Source organism: Burkholderia sp. BE17, from assembly GCF_009362305.1.
GTDB lineage: Bacteria > Pseudomonadota > Gammaproteobacteria > Burkholderiales > Burkholderiaceae > Burkholderia > Burkholderia pyrrocinia_C.
In genome coordinates this window covers 105,282-118,484 of record NZ_WHNU01000029.1, presented here as the reverse complement: position 1 = coordinate 118,484, position 13,203 = coordinate 105,282, and the positions used below count along the sequence as shown (strand labels likewise).

Genomic DNA, 13,203 nt, shown 5'->3' with positions numbered 1-13,203 from the left:
GCCCGTTCCAGGGGCCATGCCGTCGGCGGCGATTCCGATGCGGGCAACCAGACCGGCGATTGCGCGTTAGCCGGCCTGTGTCCCGCAGCCCGGGCAGAAGCGCGCATCGGCAGCCAGCGCCGCGTGGCAGCGGCTGCAAGCCCTGCCGCGTTGCGCCGTACCGCACTGCGCGCAGAAGCGCGCATCCGCCGCGTTGAGCGCGCCGCAACCTGCGCAGGCGAGCTGGCTCAGCGGCACGTTGCCGCCTTGGCCATCGGCCGGCGCCTGCCAGCCCCAGCCGTGACGATCGCGGCCGCGCGCATCGTGGCCGCCGTCCCCGTCCCGGCGCTGCCCGCCGTGATGCCCGCCACCGCTACTGCTGTTGCCGTGCCCATTGCCGTGCCCATTGCCGTGCCCGTTGCCGTGCCCGCCACCGTGTCCACCCAGGATCCGTTTCAGAAAACTCATCGCACGCCCCTCAACGCGTGGCCTGCGCGCCGCCGAACGCCCCGGAGGACGACAGCAGCCGCAAGCCGTTGGCGACGACGATCAGGCTCGCGCCCGCGTCCGCGAATACCGCCATCCACATCGTGCCGAGCCCCGCGACCGTGAGGCCGAGGAACACGATCTTCACGCCCAGCGCGAAGCCGATGTTCTGCACCAGCACGCGGTGCGTCGCACGCGACAGCCGCACGAACGCGGGAATCTTGCGCAGGTCGTCGTCCATCAGCGCGACGTCGGCCGTCTCGATCGCCGTGTCGGTGCCCATCGCGCCCATCGCGAAACCGATGTCGGCGCGCGCGAGCGCCGGCGCGTCGTTGATCCCGTCGCCGACCATCCCGACCGCGCCCGCGCCGCCGGCCGACAGTTCCTCGACCGCCGCGAGCTTGTCTTCGGGCAACTGGTTGCCGCGCGCGTCGTCGATGCCGGCCTGCTGCGCGATGGCTTGCGCGGTGTGCGGGTTGTCGCCCGTCAGCATCGCGGTGCGGATGCCGAGCGCGTGCAGGTCGGCGATCGCGTCGCGGCTCGTGTCCTTGATCGTGTCGGCCACCGCGAAGATGCCGAGCACGCGCGCGTCGTCGACCAGCACCACGACGCTCTTGCCCTGCCGCTCGAGCGCATCGAGCTTCGTTTCGAGGGCCGGCGAGCAGCGCTCGAGTTCCTCGACGAGCCGGTGGTTGCCGAGCCAGTAGCGCGCGCCGTCGATCGTGCCGCGCACGCCGCGCCCAACCAGCGCTTCGAAGTCCTGCACATCGGCGAATGCGCCCGTTCCGGCCTCGCGCGCCGCGGCTGCGATCGCCTGCGACACCGGGTGATCCGAGCGCGCGGCAAGGCTCGCACCGAGGTGCCGGACACGCTCGGCATCGACGTCCGTCGCATGCACGTCGAAGTCGGTCTGCACCGGCTTGCCGTGGGTGATCGTGCCGGTCTTGTCGAGTGCGAGCCACGCGAGCTTGCGCCCTTCTTCCAGATAGACGCCGCCCTTCACGAGAATCCCGCGCCGCGCGGCGGCCGCGAGCCCCGACACGATCGTCACCGGCGTCGAGATCACCAGTGCGCACGGGCACGCGATCACGAGCAGCACCAGTGCGCGGTAGATCCAGTCGTGCCACGCGCCGCCCATCACGAGCGGCGGCACCACCGCGACCAGCAGCGCGACCGCGAACACGATCGGCGTGTAGACGCGCGCGAACTGGTCGACGAAGCGCTGCGTCGGCGCCTTCGCGCCCTGCGCCTCCTCGACCGCGTGGATGATCCGCGCGAGCGTCGAGTTGGCCGCGACGGCCGTCACGCGGTATTCGAACGAACCCGATTCGTTGATCGTGCCCGCGTACACGGCGTCGCCGGCCGTCTTTTCGACGGGCAGGCTCTCGCCGGTGATCGGCGCCTGGTTGACCGTCGAGCGGCCCGCGACGACTGCGCCGTCCAGCCCGATCCGCTCGCCCGGCTTCACGCGCACGACCGCGCCGAGCGCGACCTGCGCGGCCTCGATGGTGCGCCACGACCCGTCGGCATCCTGCACGGTCGCGGTGTCCGGCGCGAGCTGCATCAGGCCCTGGATCGCATTGCGCGCGCGGTCGAGCGACTTCGCCTCGATCAGCTCGGCGATCGTGAACAGCACCATCACCATCGCGGCTTCCGGCCACTGGCCGATCGCCATCGCGCCCGTCACCGCGATGCTCATCAGTGCGTTGATGTTCAGGTTGCCGTTGCGAATCGCGATCCAGCCCTTCTTGTACGTGGTGAGCCCGCACGCGAGCACCGCCGCGAGCGCGAGCGCCGCCGACAGCCACACGGGCAGGCCGGCCCAGGTCGCGCCCTCGGATGCGATCGCGGCGACGCCCGCCAGCGCCAGCGGCCACCACGGCTTCGCGGGCGCGTCGGCGACGCGCGCCGCCGGCGCGCCGGCCGATGCTGCCTCGGGCGTCATCCCGAGCGTGCGGATCGCGCTTTCGATCGCCGGCTGGGCGCCCGGCACGTGCTCGACGGTCAGCATCCGCTGCATCAGGTTGAATTCGAGCGCCGACACTTCGCTCATCCCGCCGAGCTTCTTGCGGATCAGCGTTTCCTCGGTCGGGCAGTCCATCTGCATGATCCGGAACGCGGAGCGCACGTGGCCCGACGCGGTCGCCTGCGCGACCGGCAGCGGCGCGAGCGTCAGCGCGGCAGGCGCGCAGCAGTCGCCGGCCGCGTGGTCGTGGTCGTGGTCGTGGTCGTGGTCGTGGTCGTGGTCCGCGCCGTCGTGCGCGGTGTGGTCGTGCGAGCACGCCGCGCCGTGTACATGCGCGTCGCCGTGCGCATGGTCATGATCGTGGCCCGCATCGCCGTGCGCAGCATCGTCGTGCGAACACGCGGCACCGTGCCGATGCGCGTCGCCGTGCACATGGTCGTGATCGTGCCCCTCACCGCCGCCGTGGCCGTGATCATGGTCGTGGCCGCGCGATGCGGCGTCGCCGTGCGCGTGCTCGCCGGCCGCCGGCGCCGCGTTGGCAACGGTCGCCGCGTGCGTGTCGCGCGCGTCGGCGCAGCACGTATCGGCGCCGCCGGCATGGCGGTGTCGTGGGTCGTGGGTACGCTGGGCGTCGGTCATGACAACCTCCTTTGTGGCTTGACGGTGTAGAGTTAACACCCTGAAGCCACTACAAGGTCAACCCTTACACGGGAGAAAGGCATGAAGATTGGCGAACTGGCCAAAGCGGCCCGCTGCACGCCCGAGACGATCCGTTTCTACGAAAAAGAGGGGCTGATGCCGGATGCGGAGCGCACCGACGCGAACTACCGCAACTACACCGACGTGCACGTGGAACGGCTGCGCTTCATCCGCAACTGCCGCGCGCTCGACATGGCGCACGACGAGATTCGCACGCTGCTGCAGCTCACCGATACGCCGGCCGACCGCTGCGATTCGATCAATTCGCTGCTCGACGACCACATCGGACACGTCGACGCGCGCCTCGCGGAACTCACGCATCTGCGCGACCAGCTCACCGAATTGCGCCGCCAGTGTGTCGGCGAACATTCGGTCGAGGATTGCGGGATCGTGCACGGTCTCGCGACGATGGAAACCGTCGCGCCGGCCGCGAAGCGCTCGCACCTAGGCTGAAACCCTTGTGAAATAAGATAGTCTGGTTGAGAATAGTCATATTTTTACTAGATATGTCACAACTATTCATGTCAACGAGCCGTCCGTCCCCGCTCGCGCTGGCCGTCCTCGCGACGCTCACCGAAACGCCGATGCATCCGTACGGGATGCTGCAGCAATTGAAGGCCCGCGGGCACGACGAAGTCGTCAACGTGCGGCAGCGCACGAGCCTCTACCAGACGATCGACCGGCTGCTGCGCGACGGCCTGATCGCCGTGCACGACACCGAGCGCGACGGAGCTTTCCCCGAGCGCACGCTGTATGCGCTGACCGAAGCCGGGCACACGGCCGGCCAGGCGTGGCTGCATGCGCTGCTCGCGGAACCCGCGCGCGAATATCCGGTGTTCGGCGCCGGCCTCGCGTTCCTGCCGCTGCTCGATGCCGACGATGCGCGGCACCAGCTCGAACTTCGAATCGCCCGGCTCGACGCCGAGCGCCAGCGTCTGGAAGCGCTGCGCAACGCCGCGCAGGCCGACCAGGTGCCGCGCCTGTTCCTGTTGCAGAACGAACACGCGCTCGTGCTGCTGAATGCGGAGCTCGACTGGGCGCGCAGCGTCGTCGAACACCTGAAGATCGGCGCGCTGCGCTGGGTGGACGGCTGACAAGTCACGAAGGCCGATTCCCGCTGACAACGGCAATCGCCCCTGTCAAAGCACCTTGCCGGGATTCAGGATGCCGCGCGGGTCCAGCGCGACCTTCAGGCGCCGCATCAGCCCGATTTCAGCATCGCTGCGCGTGTGCGCGAGATAGGGACGCTTGAGCACCCCGATCCCGTGCTCGGCCGACACCGAGCCGCCCATGTCCCGCACCACCGCGTACACGCAGTGATCGAGCGCGTCGGCGTCCGCGTCGGTCATCCCGGCCAGCGACACGCCGATATGCACGTTGCCGTCGCCGACATGACCGAAGAACAGGCACGTGAGCGCCGGCCAGCGCGAGCGCAACGCCGCCTCGCAACGCTCGGCGAACGCGCCGAGCTCGCCCGTCGGCAAACTCACGTCGAAGTTGACGAGCTGCGGCAGCGCATCGATCGCGAGGCCTTCGCGCAGCGTCCACAGGTCGCGCGCCTGCCGCTCCGACGTCGCGAGCACCGCATCGTCCACGAGCCCTGCGTCGATCCCCGCCGCGAGGCCGGTTTCCAGCGCTTGATGCGCATCGCCGCCCGGCGCGCTCGTCGCACATTCGATCAGCACCGCGAAACCGCCGTCGCCCGCGAACGGCGCGGCGACGCCCGGCGTGTGACGCGCGACGTAGTCGTAGAACGCCGGCCACATCGCCTCGAAGCTGACGACCTCCGGCAGCGTGCGCATTCGGTTCCACAAGCCGACCACCGCGTCGTAGTCGCGCACGCGGCAGAGTGCGGTGGCCGGCGCGGCGAGCAACGGGTGCAGCCGCAGCACGGCGCGCGTGACGACGCCGAGCGTCCCCTCGCTGCCGATGAACAGCTGCTTCAGGTCGTAGCCCGCGTTGTTCTTCAGCATGCGGTTCATCGACGACACGACCGTGCCGTCCGCGAGCACGGCCTCGAGCCCGAGCACCTGCTCGCGCATCATCCCGTAGCGGATCGCGCGCGTGCCGCCCGCATTGGTCGCGAGCATGCCGCCGATCTGGCACGAGCCGCGCGCACCGAGATCGACGCCGAACGTGAAGCCCGCCGCTTCCGCGGCTTCCTGCACCGTCTGCAGCGGCGTCCCGGCGCGCACGGTCATCGTGCCGGCCGCCGCGTCGAGCGCTTCGATGCCCGCGAAGCGTTCCATCGACAGCACGACCTCACCGCCGAGCGCGACCGCGCCGCGTGCGAGCCCCGTCAGCCCGCCTTGCGGCACGACCGGCTGCCCGAGCCGCGTACACAGCGCGAGCGTACGCGACACGTCGTCGACGCTGCGGGGGCGCACCAGCGCACGCGGCCGCACGCCGGCCGGCTCGTTGTACGCGGTGAAGTAGCGCGGATCGATGTCGGCCGCGCGCGTGACGAGCGCGTCGCCCAGTTCGGCGACGAGCACGGCATCGAGCGCATCGTCCGACAGCGGCGCGCCGCCCTGTTCGCCGCCCGCGGCGGCCGGGTTCGGGTTCTGCATCGCGCGCGCCCCGGCTTACTTCGTCGAGATGTCGATATCGCCGAAATACTTCAGGCCGAGCGACTTCACCGTGCCGTCCGCCTTCAGCTTGTCGATCGCCGCGTCGAGCTTCGCCTTCAGCGCGTCGTCGCCCTTGCGCAGGCCGAAGGCGATGCCGCTGCCGAGAATCCGGTCGTCGTGCACAGGCTGGCCGACGAACGAGAAGCCCTTGCCGTCCGGGCGCGACAGGAAGCCGCGCTGCCCGGACGGTGCGAGCACCAGCGTCGCGTCGAGGCGACCCGCCACGAGGTCCGCATACGCCTGGTTCTGATCCTGGTATGCGACGACCGCGACGCCGGCCGGTTCCCAGTGCGCCTTCGCGAAGGTTTCCTGGATCGACGCCTGCAGCACGCCGACGCGCTTGCCCTTCAGCGATTCGGGCGTCGGCAGCAGGCCGCTGCCGGTGCGCGCGATCAGCTGGGTCGGCACGCGATAGATGATCGTCGTGAAGTCGATCGCCTGGCGTCGCTGCTCGGTCGCGTTCATCGCCGAGTTGATCGCGTCGAACTTGCGGCCCTTCAGCGCGGGAATCAGGCCGTCGAATGACGTCTCGACCCATTTGCACGACAGCTTCGCCGTCTGGCAGACGGCATTGCCGACGTCGATGTCGAAGCCCTGCAGGTCGCCGTTCGGCGCTTTCGATTCGAACGGCGGGTATTGCGCCTCAAGGCCGAAGCGCAGCGTCTGCGCGTCGGCGAGCGCCGCGCCGGAGCCGATTGCGCACGCGAGTGCGAATGCGAGTTTCAGGGTTGCCGTGTGCTTCATCGTGATCTCCTGGGTCTGGTCGATGCGACGTCCTCGTCGCCGGTTTCCTTACTTACAGCGAACGCAGCCGCCGCGCGCCTTCGACCAGCGTCGCGTCGTCCTTCGAAAAACTGAGCCGGATCACGCCGGCGTCGGTGCCGTCGGTATAGAACGCCGACAGCGGAATCGTCGCGACGCGCGCGTCGCGGATCAGGCGCAGCACGAAATCGCTGTCGCTTTCGTCCGAGAAGTGCCGGAAGCGCGCGAGCATGAAGAACGAGCCTTCGCTCGGCAGCAGCTCGAAACGCGAATCGGCCAGTTCGCGCGCGAGCAGGTCGCGCTTGGCCTGGTAGAACGCCGACAGGCCGAGATAGCTGTCCGGCCGCGCGAGGATCTCCGCGAACGCGACCTGCATCGGCGTGTCGGCCGCGAACACCATGAACTGGTGCACCTTGCGGATCTCGTCCATCAGCTCGGCCGGCGCCAGGCAGTGACCGACCCGCCAGCCGGTCACGTGGAACGACTTGCCGAACGACGACACGATCACGCTGCGCTCGGCCAGCTCGCGATGGCGCGCCACGCTCTGGTGCAGCGCTCCGTCGAATACCACATGCTCGTAGACCTCGTCGGACAGGATCACGATGCCGGTGTCGCGCGTGAGCTGCGCGAGCCGCTCGAGATCGTCGGCGGAGAACACCGTCGCGGTCGGGTTGTGCGGCGTGTTCACGATGATCATTCGCGTGCGCGGCGTGATCGCGGCAGCCACCTCGTCCCAGTTCACGCGGAAATGCTCGGGCGACAGCTTGATCGCGACCGGCGTCGCGCCCTGCAGCCGCACGATCGGCGCATAGCTGTCGAACGACGGCTCGAAATAGATCACCTCGTCGCCCGGATGCACGAGCGCGCTGATCGCCGCGTACAGCCCTTCGCTCGCGCTCGCGATCACCGTGATCTCGGTCGCCGGGTCGTAGCGCGCGCCGTACAGCGCCTCGGTCTTTTCGGCGAGCCGCTCACGCAGCGCCATCACGCCGGCCATCGGCGAGTATTGGTTGTGCCCGTCGCGCATCGCGCGCGCGACGCCTTCGACGAGCGCCGGATCGGGCGCGAAATTCGGCGCGCCCTGCGACAGGTTCAACGCATCGTGTTGCGCGGCAAGCTGGCCGATCACCGTGAAGATCGTCGTGCCGACGTCGGGCAGTTTCGAACGGGGCGCGGTGGCGCTTCGCATGAATCCTCCTTCTGATGTCCTTCGGGCTGGCCCGCGCAACGCGCGCGGCCCTGCATCTGCCGCATGATTTAGCCCCAGCCAATATCGGCGGACAATCGAAAGTTCGTCATGGAGGCCATGCATTTTCCTCATGGCTCGCAGTGTGAAGCACGCAGCGGCAAGGCCAAGCTGCCGGCCCGATATGCGAATCAGGCATTACCCGTAAGGGATGCTACGCGTCCGCCGCCGCCAGATACGCGAGCAGCACGGCCCGCAGCTCGCCGCGCAGCGCGGCGAAGTCGAGCACGGGCCCGAGCGTCAGCAACGCCTGCGAGAGGCCGCCGTAGCAGACGGTATGCGCCATCCTTGCGAGCCCGTCGAGCCGCGCGGCCGGCGGCGGATCGGCCGCGTGCGCGAGCGCGTCGCGCCACAGTGCGACATACGCGTCGTAATGCCGGCGGTATGCGGCGAGCGGCGACACCTGCCGCTCCAGCGCGAAGAGTGCACTCCACAGCGCCGCGTCGGCGCCGATCGCGTCGACCTGCTGATCGACGAGCGCCACGGCGAGTTCGGCCCGCGGCGCGCCGCGCAGCTGCTGCGCCACATCGCGCAGCCGGTCGGCCATCGCCAGCACGTGCCGGTGGATGCAGAGCGCCCCGAGGCTCTGCTTGTCGCCGAAATACTCGTAGAAGGTGCCGATGCTGACGCCCGCGACGGCCGCGATCTCGCGGATCGTCGCCTTCGCGTAGCCGCGTTCGAGCAAAAGCTGAACGAACGCCTGCTGCAGCGCGTCGGAGCTCGCCTGTGCGCGCGACTGGCGCGGCCGGCGGCGCAACGCGGGCGCGGGTTGCGCCGCCGGCTGGCCGGGCGGCGCCGGAACCTGAACATGTCGCGGCGGCATATTTGCTACTCTGGAATTCAGCAGGGAATGCGTTTTACCGGGAGCCGGAACCTGCGCCGAAGCGCCACCCGTGTCGGACGACGCCGGCCGCCCGCGAAGCATGAGACCGGAGACAATCTCGATGACCGAATCGACTCACGCCGTCACGAACCAGTTCGACGAACTGGTCGACTATAACCTCTTCGCAACGGACGTCGCGCTGCGCGACGCGCTCGCCCGCGCGGGCGCCGACTGGGCCGTGCCGCAGCTCGACGCGTACGGCGCGCGGCTCGGCAGCGCCGACACCGCGCAACTCGCCGACGAAGCGAACCAGCACCCGCCGGAACTGCACACGTTCGACCGGCGCGGCCGGCGCATCGACCGCGTCGATTTCCACCCGGCGTGGCACACGCTGCTCGGCCAGTACCGCCACGAAGGCTTCGTGTCGCTCGCGTTCCGCGATACGCGCCGCGGCCGCTGGGCCGCAACCGCGGCCGGCTTCTACCTGCACGGCCAGATCGAGGCCGGCACGCTGTGCCCGGCAACGATGACGCAGGCCGCGATTCCCGTGCTGCAGAAGGAGCCCGCGCTGTGGAACCTGCTGCGCGACAAGCTCTACAGCGACGACTACGATCCGCGCGACGTGCCGGTCGCCGACAAGCGCTCGATCTGGTTCGGCATGGGGATGACCGAGAAACAGGGCGGCTCCGACGTGCGCGCGAACACGACGCTCGCCACGCCCGTCGGCGCGGGCGGGCGCGGCGGCGAATACCTGCTGCGCGGCCACAAGTGGTTCTTCTCCGCGCCGATGTGCGATGCGCACCTCGTCGTCGCGCACACCGAAGGCGGCAGCCCGTCGTGCTTCTACGTGCCGCGCTGGCGGCCGGACGGCACGAAGAACGCGGTCGAGATCCAGCGGCTGAAGAACAAGGTCGGCAACCGCAGCAACTCGAGCAGCGAGATCGAGCTGAACGACGCGTGGGGCATCATGCTCGGCGACGAAGGCCGCGGCATTCCGACCATCATCGAGATGGCCACCTACACGCGGCTGAACTGCGTGCTCGGCAGCGCGGCGATGCTGCGCCAGGGCGTCGTGCAGGCGATCGCGTACACGCGCCAGCGCCACGCGTTCGGCCGCGCGCTCGCCGAGCAACCGCTGATGCGCACCGTGCTCGCCGATCTCGCGCTCGAAAGCGAGGCGGCCCTCGCGCTCGCGATGCGTCTCGCCGACGCGTTCGAGCGCGACGACTCGCCGCTCGAGCGCGCGTGGAAGCGGATCGTCACGCCCGCCGCGAAATTCTGGGTCTGCAAGCGCGCGGTCGAACTGACCGGCGAGGTGATGGAAGTGTTCGGCGGCAACGGTTATGTCGACGACGGCCCGATCGCGCGGCTGTTCCGCGAGGCGCCCGTCAACTCGATCTGGGAAGGCTCGGGCAACGTGATGTGCCTCGACGTGCTGCGCGCGGTGTCGCGCGAGCCCGACGCGGCCGCCGCGCTGTTCGCCGAACTCACCGACCTCGGTGCGGGCGAACCGCGCATCCGCGCTGCGCTCGACGCGCTGCGCGCGATGCTCGCCGCGCCGGCCGACACGCTCGAGGCGTCGGGCCGCGTATTCGCGCAGCGGCTCGCGATCGTCGCGCAGGCGTGCCTGCTGCGCCGCGATGCACCGGCGGCCGTCGCCGACGCGTTCGTCGCGACGCGGCTCGCCGCGCCCGACTGGGGCCGCATCGCGGGCGGCTTCGATCCGCTCGCGATCGACGTCGCCGCGCTGCTGCAGCGCGCGTACCCGGCCTGACGCCGGTTCGTTCACCTGAGTTCGCCTTCGTTCGCCCCGCCCGGAGCCCTGATGAACCTCGTCGCCGCCCTCGATCGCGCCGCCCGCGCGACGCCCGACAAGCCGTTCCTCGTCAGCGAATCCGCGACGATCACCTATGCCGCCGCGCGCGAGCGCTCGCACCGCGCGGCGGCCGTGCTGAGCGCACTCGGCATCGCGGCCGGCGACCGCGTCGCCGCGATGTGCTTCAACACGCCGGCCTTCGTCGACCTGATGTTCGGGGTGTGGCGGCTCGGCGCGACGTTCGTACCGGTCAACCACAAGCTGCAGGCGCCGGAAGTCGACTACGTGCTCGAACACAGCCGCAGCAAGGCGCTCCTGTTCGACGTGGCGCTCGCGCCGGTGGTCGAACGCATCGTTCATCCGGCGCGGCAGCTCGTGACCGAAGGCGAGCTCGACGGCGTGCCGTGCTTCGACACGATGTGCGCAACGATGGACGGCGTCGCGGGCATCGAACCGGCCGACGGCGACATCGCACAGATCCTCTACACGTCCGGCACGACCGGCCGCCCGAAAGGCTGCGTGCACAGCCACCGCACCGTGACGCTCGCGGCGATGTCGGCGGCGCTCGCGATCGGCATCGGCCGCAACGAGCGCACGCTGATGGCGATGCCGATCTGGCATTCGTCGCCGCTCAACAACTGGTTCGGCGGCACGCTGGTCGCGGGCGGCACCGTCGTGCTGCTGCGCGAATACCATCCGCTGCGCTTCCTGCAGGCCGTCGAGCGCGAGCGCGTGACGCTGTATTTCGGCGCGCCGGTGTCGTACACGCTGCCGCTCGACACGATCGACGGCTTCGCGGCGTTCGACCTGTCGAGCGTGCGCGCATGGCTGTACGGCGGCGGCCCGATCGGCGCCGCGCAGGCCGAACGGCTCGCACGCGCGTATCGCAGCGACGCGTTCTTCCAGGTGTTCGGGATGACGGAAACGGGGCCGGCCGGCACGACGCTGTATCCGGACGAGCAGATCGCGAAGGCCGGTTCGATCGGCCGCCACGGCGGCCCGGGCGTCGACCTGCGCGTCGTGCGGATGGACGGCATCGATGCGCAGCCGGGCGAGACCGGCGAGATCTGGCTGAAGGCCGACAGCATGATGCTCGGTTATCTCGACGACGCGGCCGCGACGCGCGCCGCGTTCGCGCCGGGCGGCTGGTATCGCACCGGCGACGTCGCGCGAATCGATCAGGATGGCTACCTGTTCATCGTCGACCGGCTGAAGGACATGATCGTGACCGGCGGCGAGAACGTCTATTCGAAGGAAGTGGAGGACGTGCTCGGCGCGCACCCGGACATCGCCGAGGCGGCCGTCGTCGGCGTCCCGCATCCGGACTGGGGCGAGACGGTCGTCGCGCACGTCGTGATCCGCGCGGGCGCCGTGCCCGACGCGGACGCGCTGCGCGCGTTCTGCGGCGAGCGGCTCGCCGCGTACAAGATCCCGCGCGAGTTCGCGTTCGCGCAGGCGCTGCCGCGCACGCCGACCGGCAAGCTGCAGAAATTCCTGCTGCGCGTGCGCAAGGAATAGCGCCTGCTCACGTCGACAAAAAAGCCACCAGGCCCGACGGCCCGGTGGCTTTTTCGCATGATCGGCCGGGCAGCGACCTTCGCCGCCGCCCGCGAGTCACAGGCTGCTTACTTGCCGCCGATGCTCTTCAGCGGCTTCCACTCGCCCTTCTCGACCTTGTACATCGTGATGCCGCCGTTCTTCAGGTCGCCCTTCGCGTCATACGCGACGTGCGTCGACGTGACACCCGCCATGTCGCTCTTCGCGAGCACCGGCAGGTACTTCGCCGGATCGGTCGAATCGGCCTTCTTCATCGCGTTGAGCATCGCCATCGCGCCGTCGTAGGCGTACGGCGAGTAGGTCTGCACTTCTTCGCCGAAGCGCTTCTTGTACTTGTCGGCGTAGGCCTTGCCGCCAGGCATCTCTTCGAGCGGGAGGCCCGCCAGCGAAGCGATCGTGCCTTCCGATGCGTTGCCCGCGATCTTCAGGAACGTCGGCGTCTTCACCATTTCGCCGCTCATCAGCGGTGCCGCGATGCCGAGCGCCTTCATCTGCTTGACCATCGGCGCTGCCTGCGAATCCGCGCCGCCGTAGTAGACGAGGTCCGGCTTCGCCGCCTTCAGCTTGGTCAGGATCGCCTTGAAGTCGACAGCCTTGTCGTTCGTGAATTCGCGGTCGACGATCGTCGCGCCGCCGGCCTTCGCGGCCTTCTCGAACTGGTCGGCGAGACCCTGGCCGTAGGCCGTGCGGTCGTCGACGATCGCGATCTTCTTCATGCCGAGATCCTTCGACGCGAACGCGCCGGCCACCGAGCCCTGCTGCGTGTCGGACGTCATCATGCGGAAGGTCGTCTTGTAACCTTGCTGCGTGTATTCCGGCGCCGTCGCCATCGCGATTTCCGGAATGCCCGCGTTCGCGTAGATGCGCGATGCCGGGATCGTCGTGCCCGAGTTGAAGTGGCCGAGCATGCCCTTGATGCCGTCGTCGACGAGCTTCTGCGCGACCGTCGTACCCGTGCGCGGGTCAGCCTGGTCGTCCTGCGTGCTGAGCACGAACTTCACCGGCTTGCCGCCGATCTTCGGGTTCGTCGCGTTGAAGTCTTCCAGCGCGAGCACGATCCCGTTCTGCATATCCTTGCCGTAGTGCGCCTGCGCGCCCGTCATCGGCCCTGCGTAACCGATCTTCACGTCATCCGCATGGGCCGTCCCCGCCAGCGACATGACCGCGACGAACGTCGCGCCTGCCACCTTTTTCATCGTGTGTTGCATAGCATCTCCTTGGTACCAGGGTAAATGAAGC

The 13,203-nt window shown here is 69.3% G+C and carries 11 protein-coding genes; 4 read left to right on the top strand and 7 right to left on the bottom strand.

The features are described 5' to 3' along the window. Nucleotides 1-66 precede the first annotated feature (66 nt). Together GD429_RS24145 and GD429_RS24140 are read right to left on the bottom strand one after the other, a co-directional pair. The gene (locus tag GD429_RS24145; protein WP_152860578.1) at nt 67-447 is read right to left on the bottom strand and encodes a zinc ribbon domain-containing protein; all 381 of its coding nucleotides are present in this window, start codon (nt 445-447) and stop codon (nt 67-69) included. A gap of 10 nt (nt 448-457) precedes the next feature. Further along, nucleotides 458-3,070 carry a heavy metal translocating P-type ATPase gene (locus GD429_RS24140; protein ID WP_152860576.1) on the bottom strand — a complete coding sequence of 871 codons (2,613 nt, stop codon included), beginning with the start codon at nt 3,068-3,070 and terminating at the stop codon, nt 458-460. Between the two features lie 81 nt (nt 3,071-3,151). Between GD429_RS24140 and cadR the strand changes: the two genes are divergently transcribed. Together cadR and GD429_RS24130 are read left to right on the top strand one after the other, a co-directional pair. Then, nucleotides 3,152-3,583, top strand: a complete 432-nt coding sequence (gene cadR, locus GD429_RS24135) for a Cd(II)/Pb(II)-responsive transcriptional regulator (protein ID WP_152860574.1) — start codon at nt 3,152-3,154, stop codon at nt 3,581-3,583. A 68-nt stretch (nt 3,584-3,651) separates the two neighbouring features. After that, nucleotides 3,652-4,224 carry a PadR family transcriptional regulator gene (locus GD429_RS24130; RefSeq protein ID WP_152860572.1) on the top strand — a complete coding sequence of 191 codons (573 nt, stop codon included), beginning with the start codon at nt 3,652-3,654 and terminating at the stop codon, nt 4,222-4,224. A gap of 45 nt (nt 4,225-4,269) precedes the next feature. Here GD429_RS24130 and GD429_RS24125 read toward each other — a convergent pair whose 3' ends face one another. The 4 genes from GD429_RS24125 to GD429_RS24110 form a co-directional block, all read right to left on the bottom strand. Then, entirely contained in the window at nt 4,270-5,700 is a 1,431-nt protein-coding gene (locus GD429_RS24125) for an FAD-binding oxidoreductase (protein ID WP_152860570.1), read from the bottom strand. A 15-nt stretch (nt 5,701-5,715) separates the two neighbouring features. Continuing rightward, complete coding sequence (locus GD429_RS24120) at nt 5,716-6,504, bottom strand: ABC transporter substrate-binding protein (protein ID WP_034188156.1); 789 nt, start codon at nt 6,502-6,504, stop codon at nt 5,716-5,718. Nucleotides 6,505-6,556: 52 nt separating this feature from the next. Next, nucleotides 6,557-7,711, bottom strand: coding sequence for a pyridoxal phosphate-dependent aminotransferase (locus GD429_RS24115; RefSeq protein WP_152860568.1), 1,155 nt, complete (start codon nt 7,709-7,711; stop codon nt 6,557-6,559). Nucleotides 7,712-7,922: 211 nt separating this feature from the next. After that, complete coding sequence (locus tag GD429_RS24110; RefSeq protein WP_152860566.1) at nt 7,923-8,591, bottom strand: TetR/AcrR family transcriptional regulator; 669 nt, start codon at nt 8,589-8,591, stop codon at nt 7,923-7,925. Nucleotides 8,592-8,712: 121 nt separating this feature from the next. Here GD429_RS24110 and GD429_RS24105 point away from each other — a divergent pair, with 121 nt between their 5' ends. Both GD429_RS24105 and GD429_RS24100 read left to right on the top strand, forming a co-directional pair. Continuing rightward, nucleotides 8,713-10,365, top strand: a complete 1,653-nt coding sequence (locus GD429_RS24105) for an acyl-CoA dehydrogenase family protein (protein WP_152860564.1) — start codon at nt 8,713-8,715, stop codon at nt 10,363-10,365. A 51-nt stretch (nt 10,366-10,416) separates the two neighbouring features. After that, nucleotides 10,417-11,925, top strand: a complete 1,509-nt coding sequence (locus tag GD429_RS24100; protein ID WP_152860562.1) for a class I adenylate-forming enzyme family protein — start codon at nt 10,417-10,419, stop codon at nt 11,923-11,925. Nucleotides 11,926-12,032: 107 nt separating this feature from the next. Here GD429_RS24100 and GD429_RS24095 read toward each other — a convergent pair whose 3' ends face one another. Next, on the bottom strand, nt 12,033-13,172 hold the full coding sequence (locus GD429_RS24095) for a branched-chain amino acid ABC transporter substrate-binding protein (RefSeq protein ID WP_034183844.1): 1,140 nt from the start codon (nt 13,170-13,172) through the stop codon (nt 12,033-12,035). Nucleotides 13,173-13,203 lie beyond the last annotated feature (31 nt).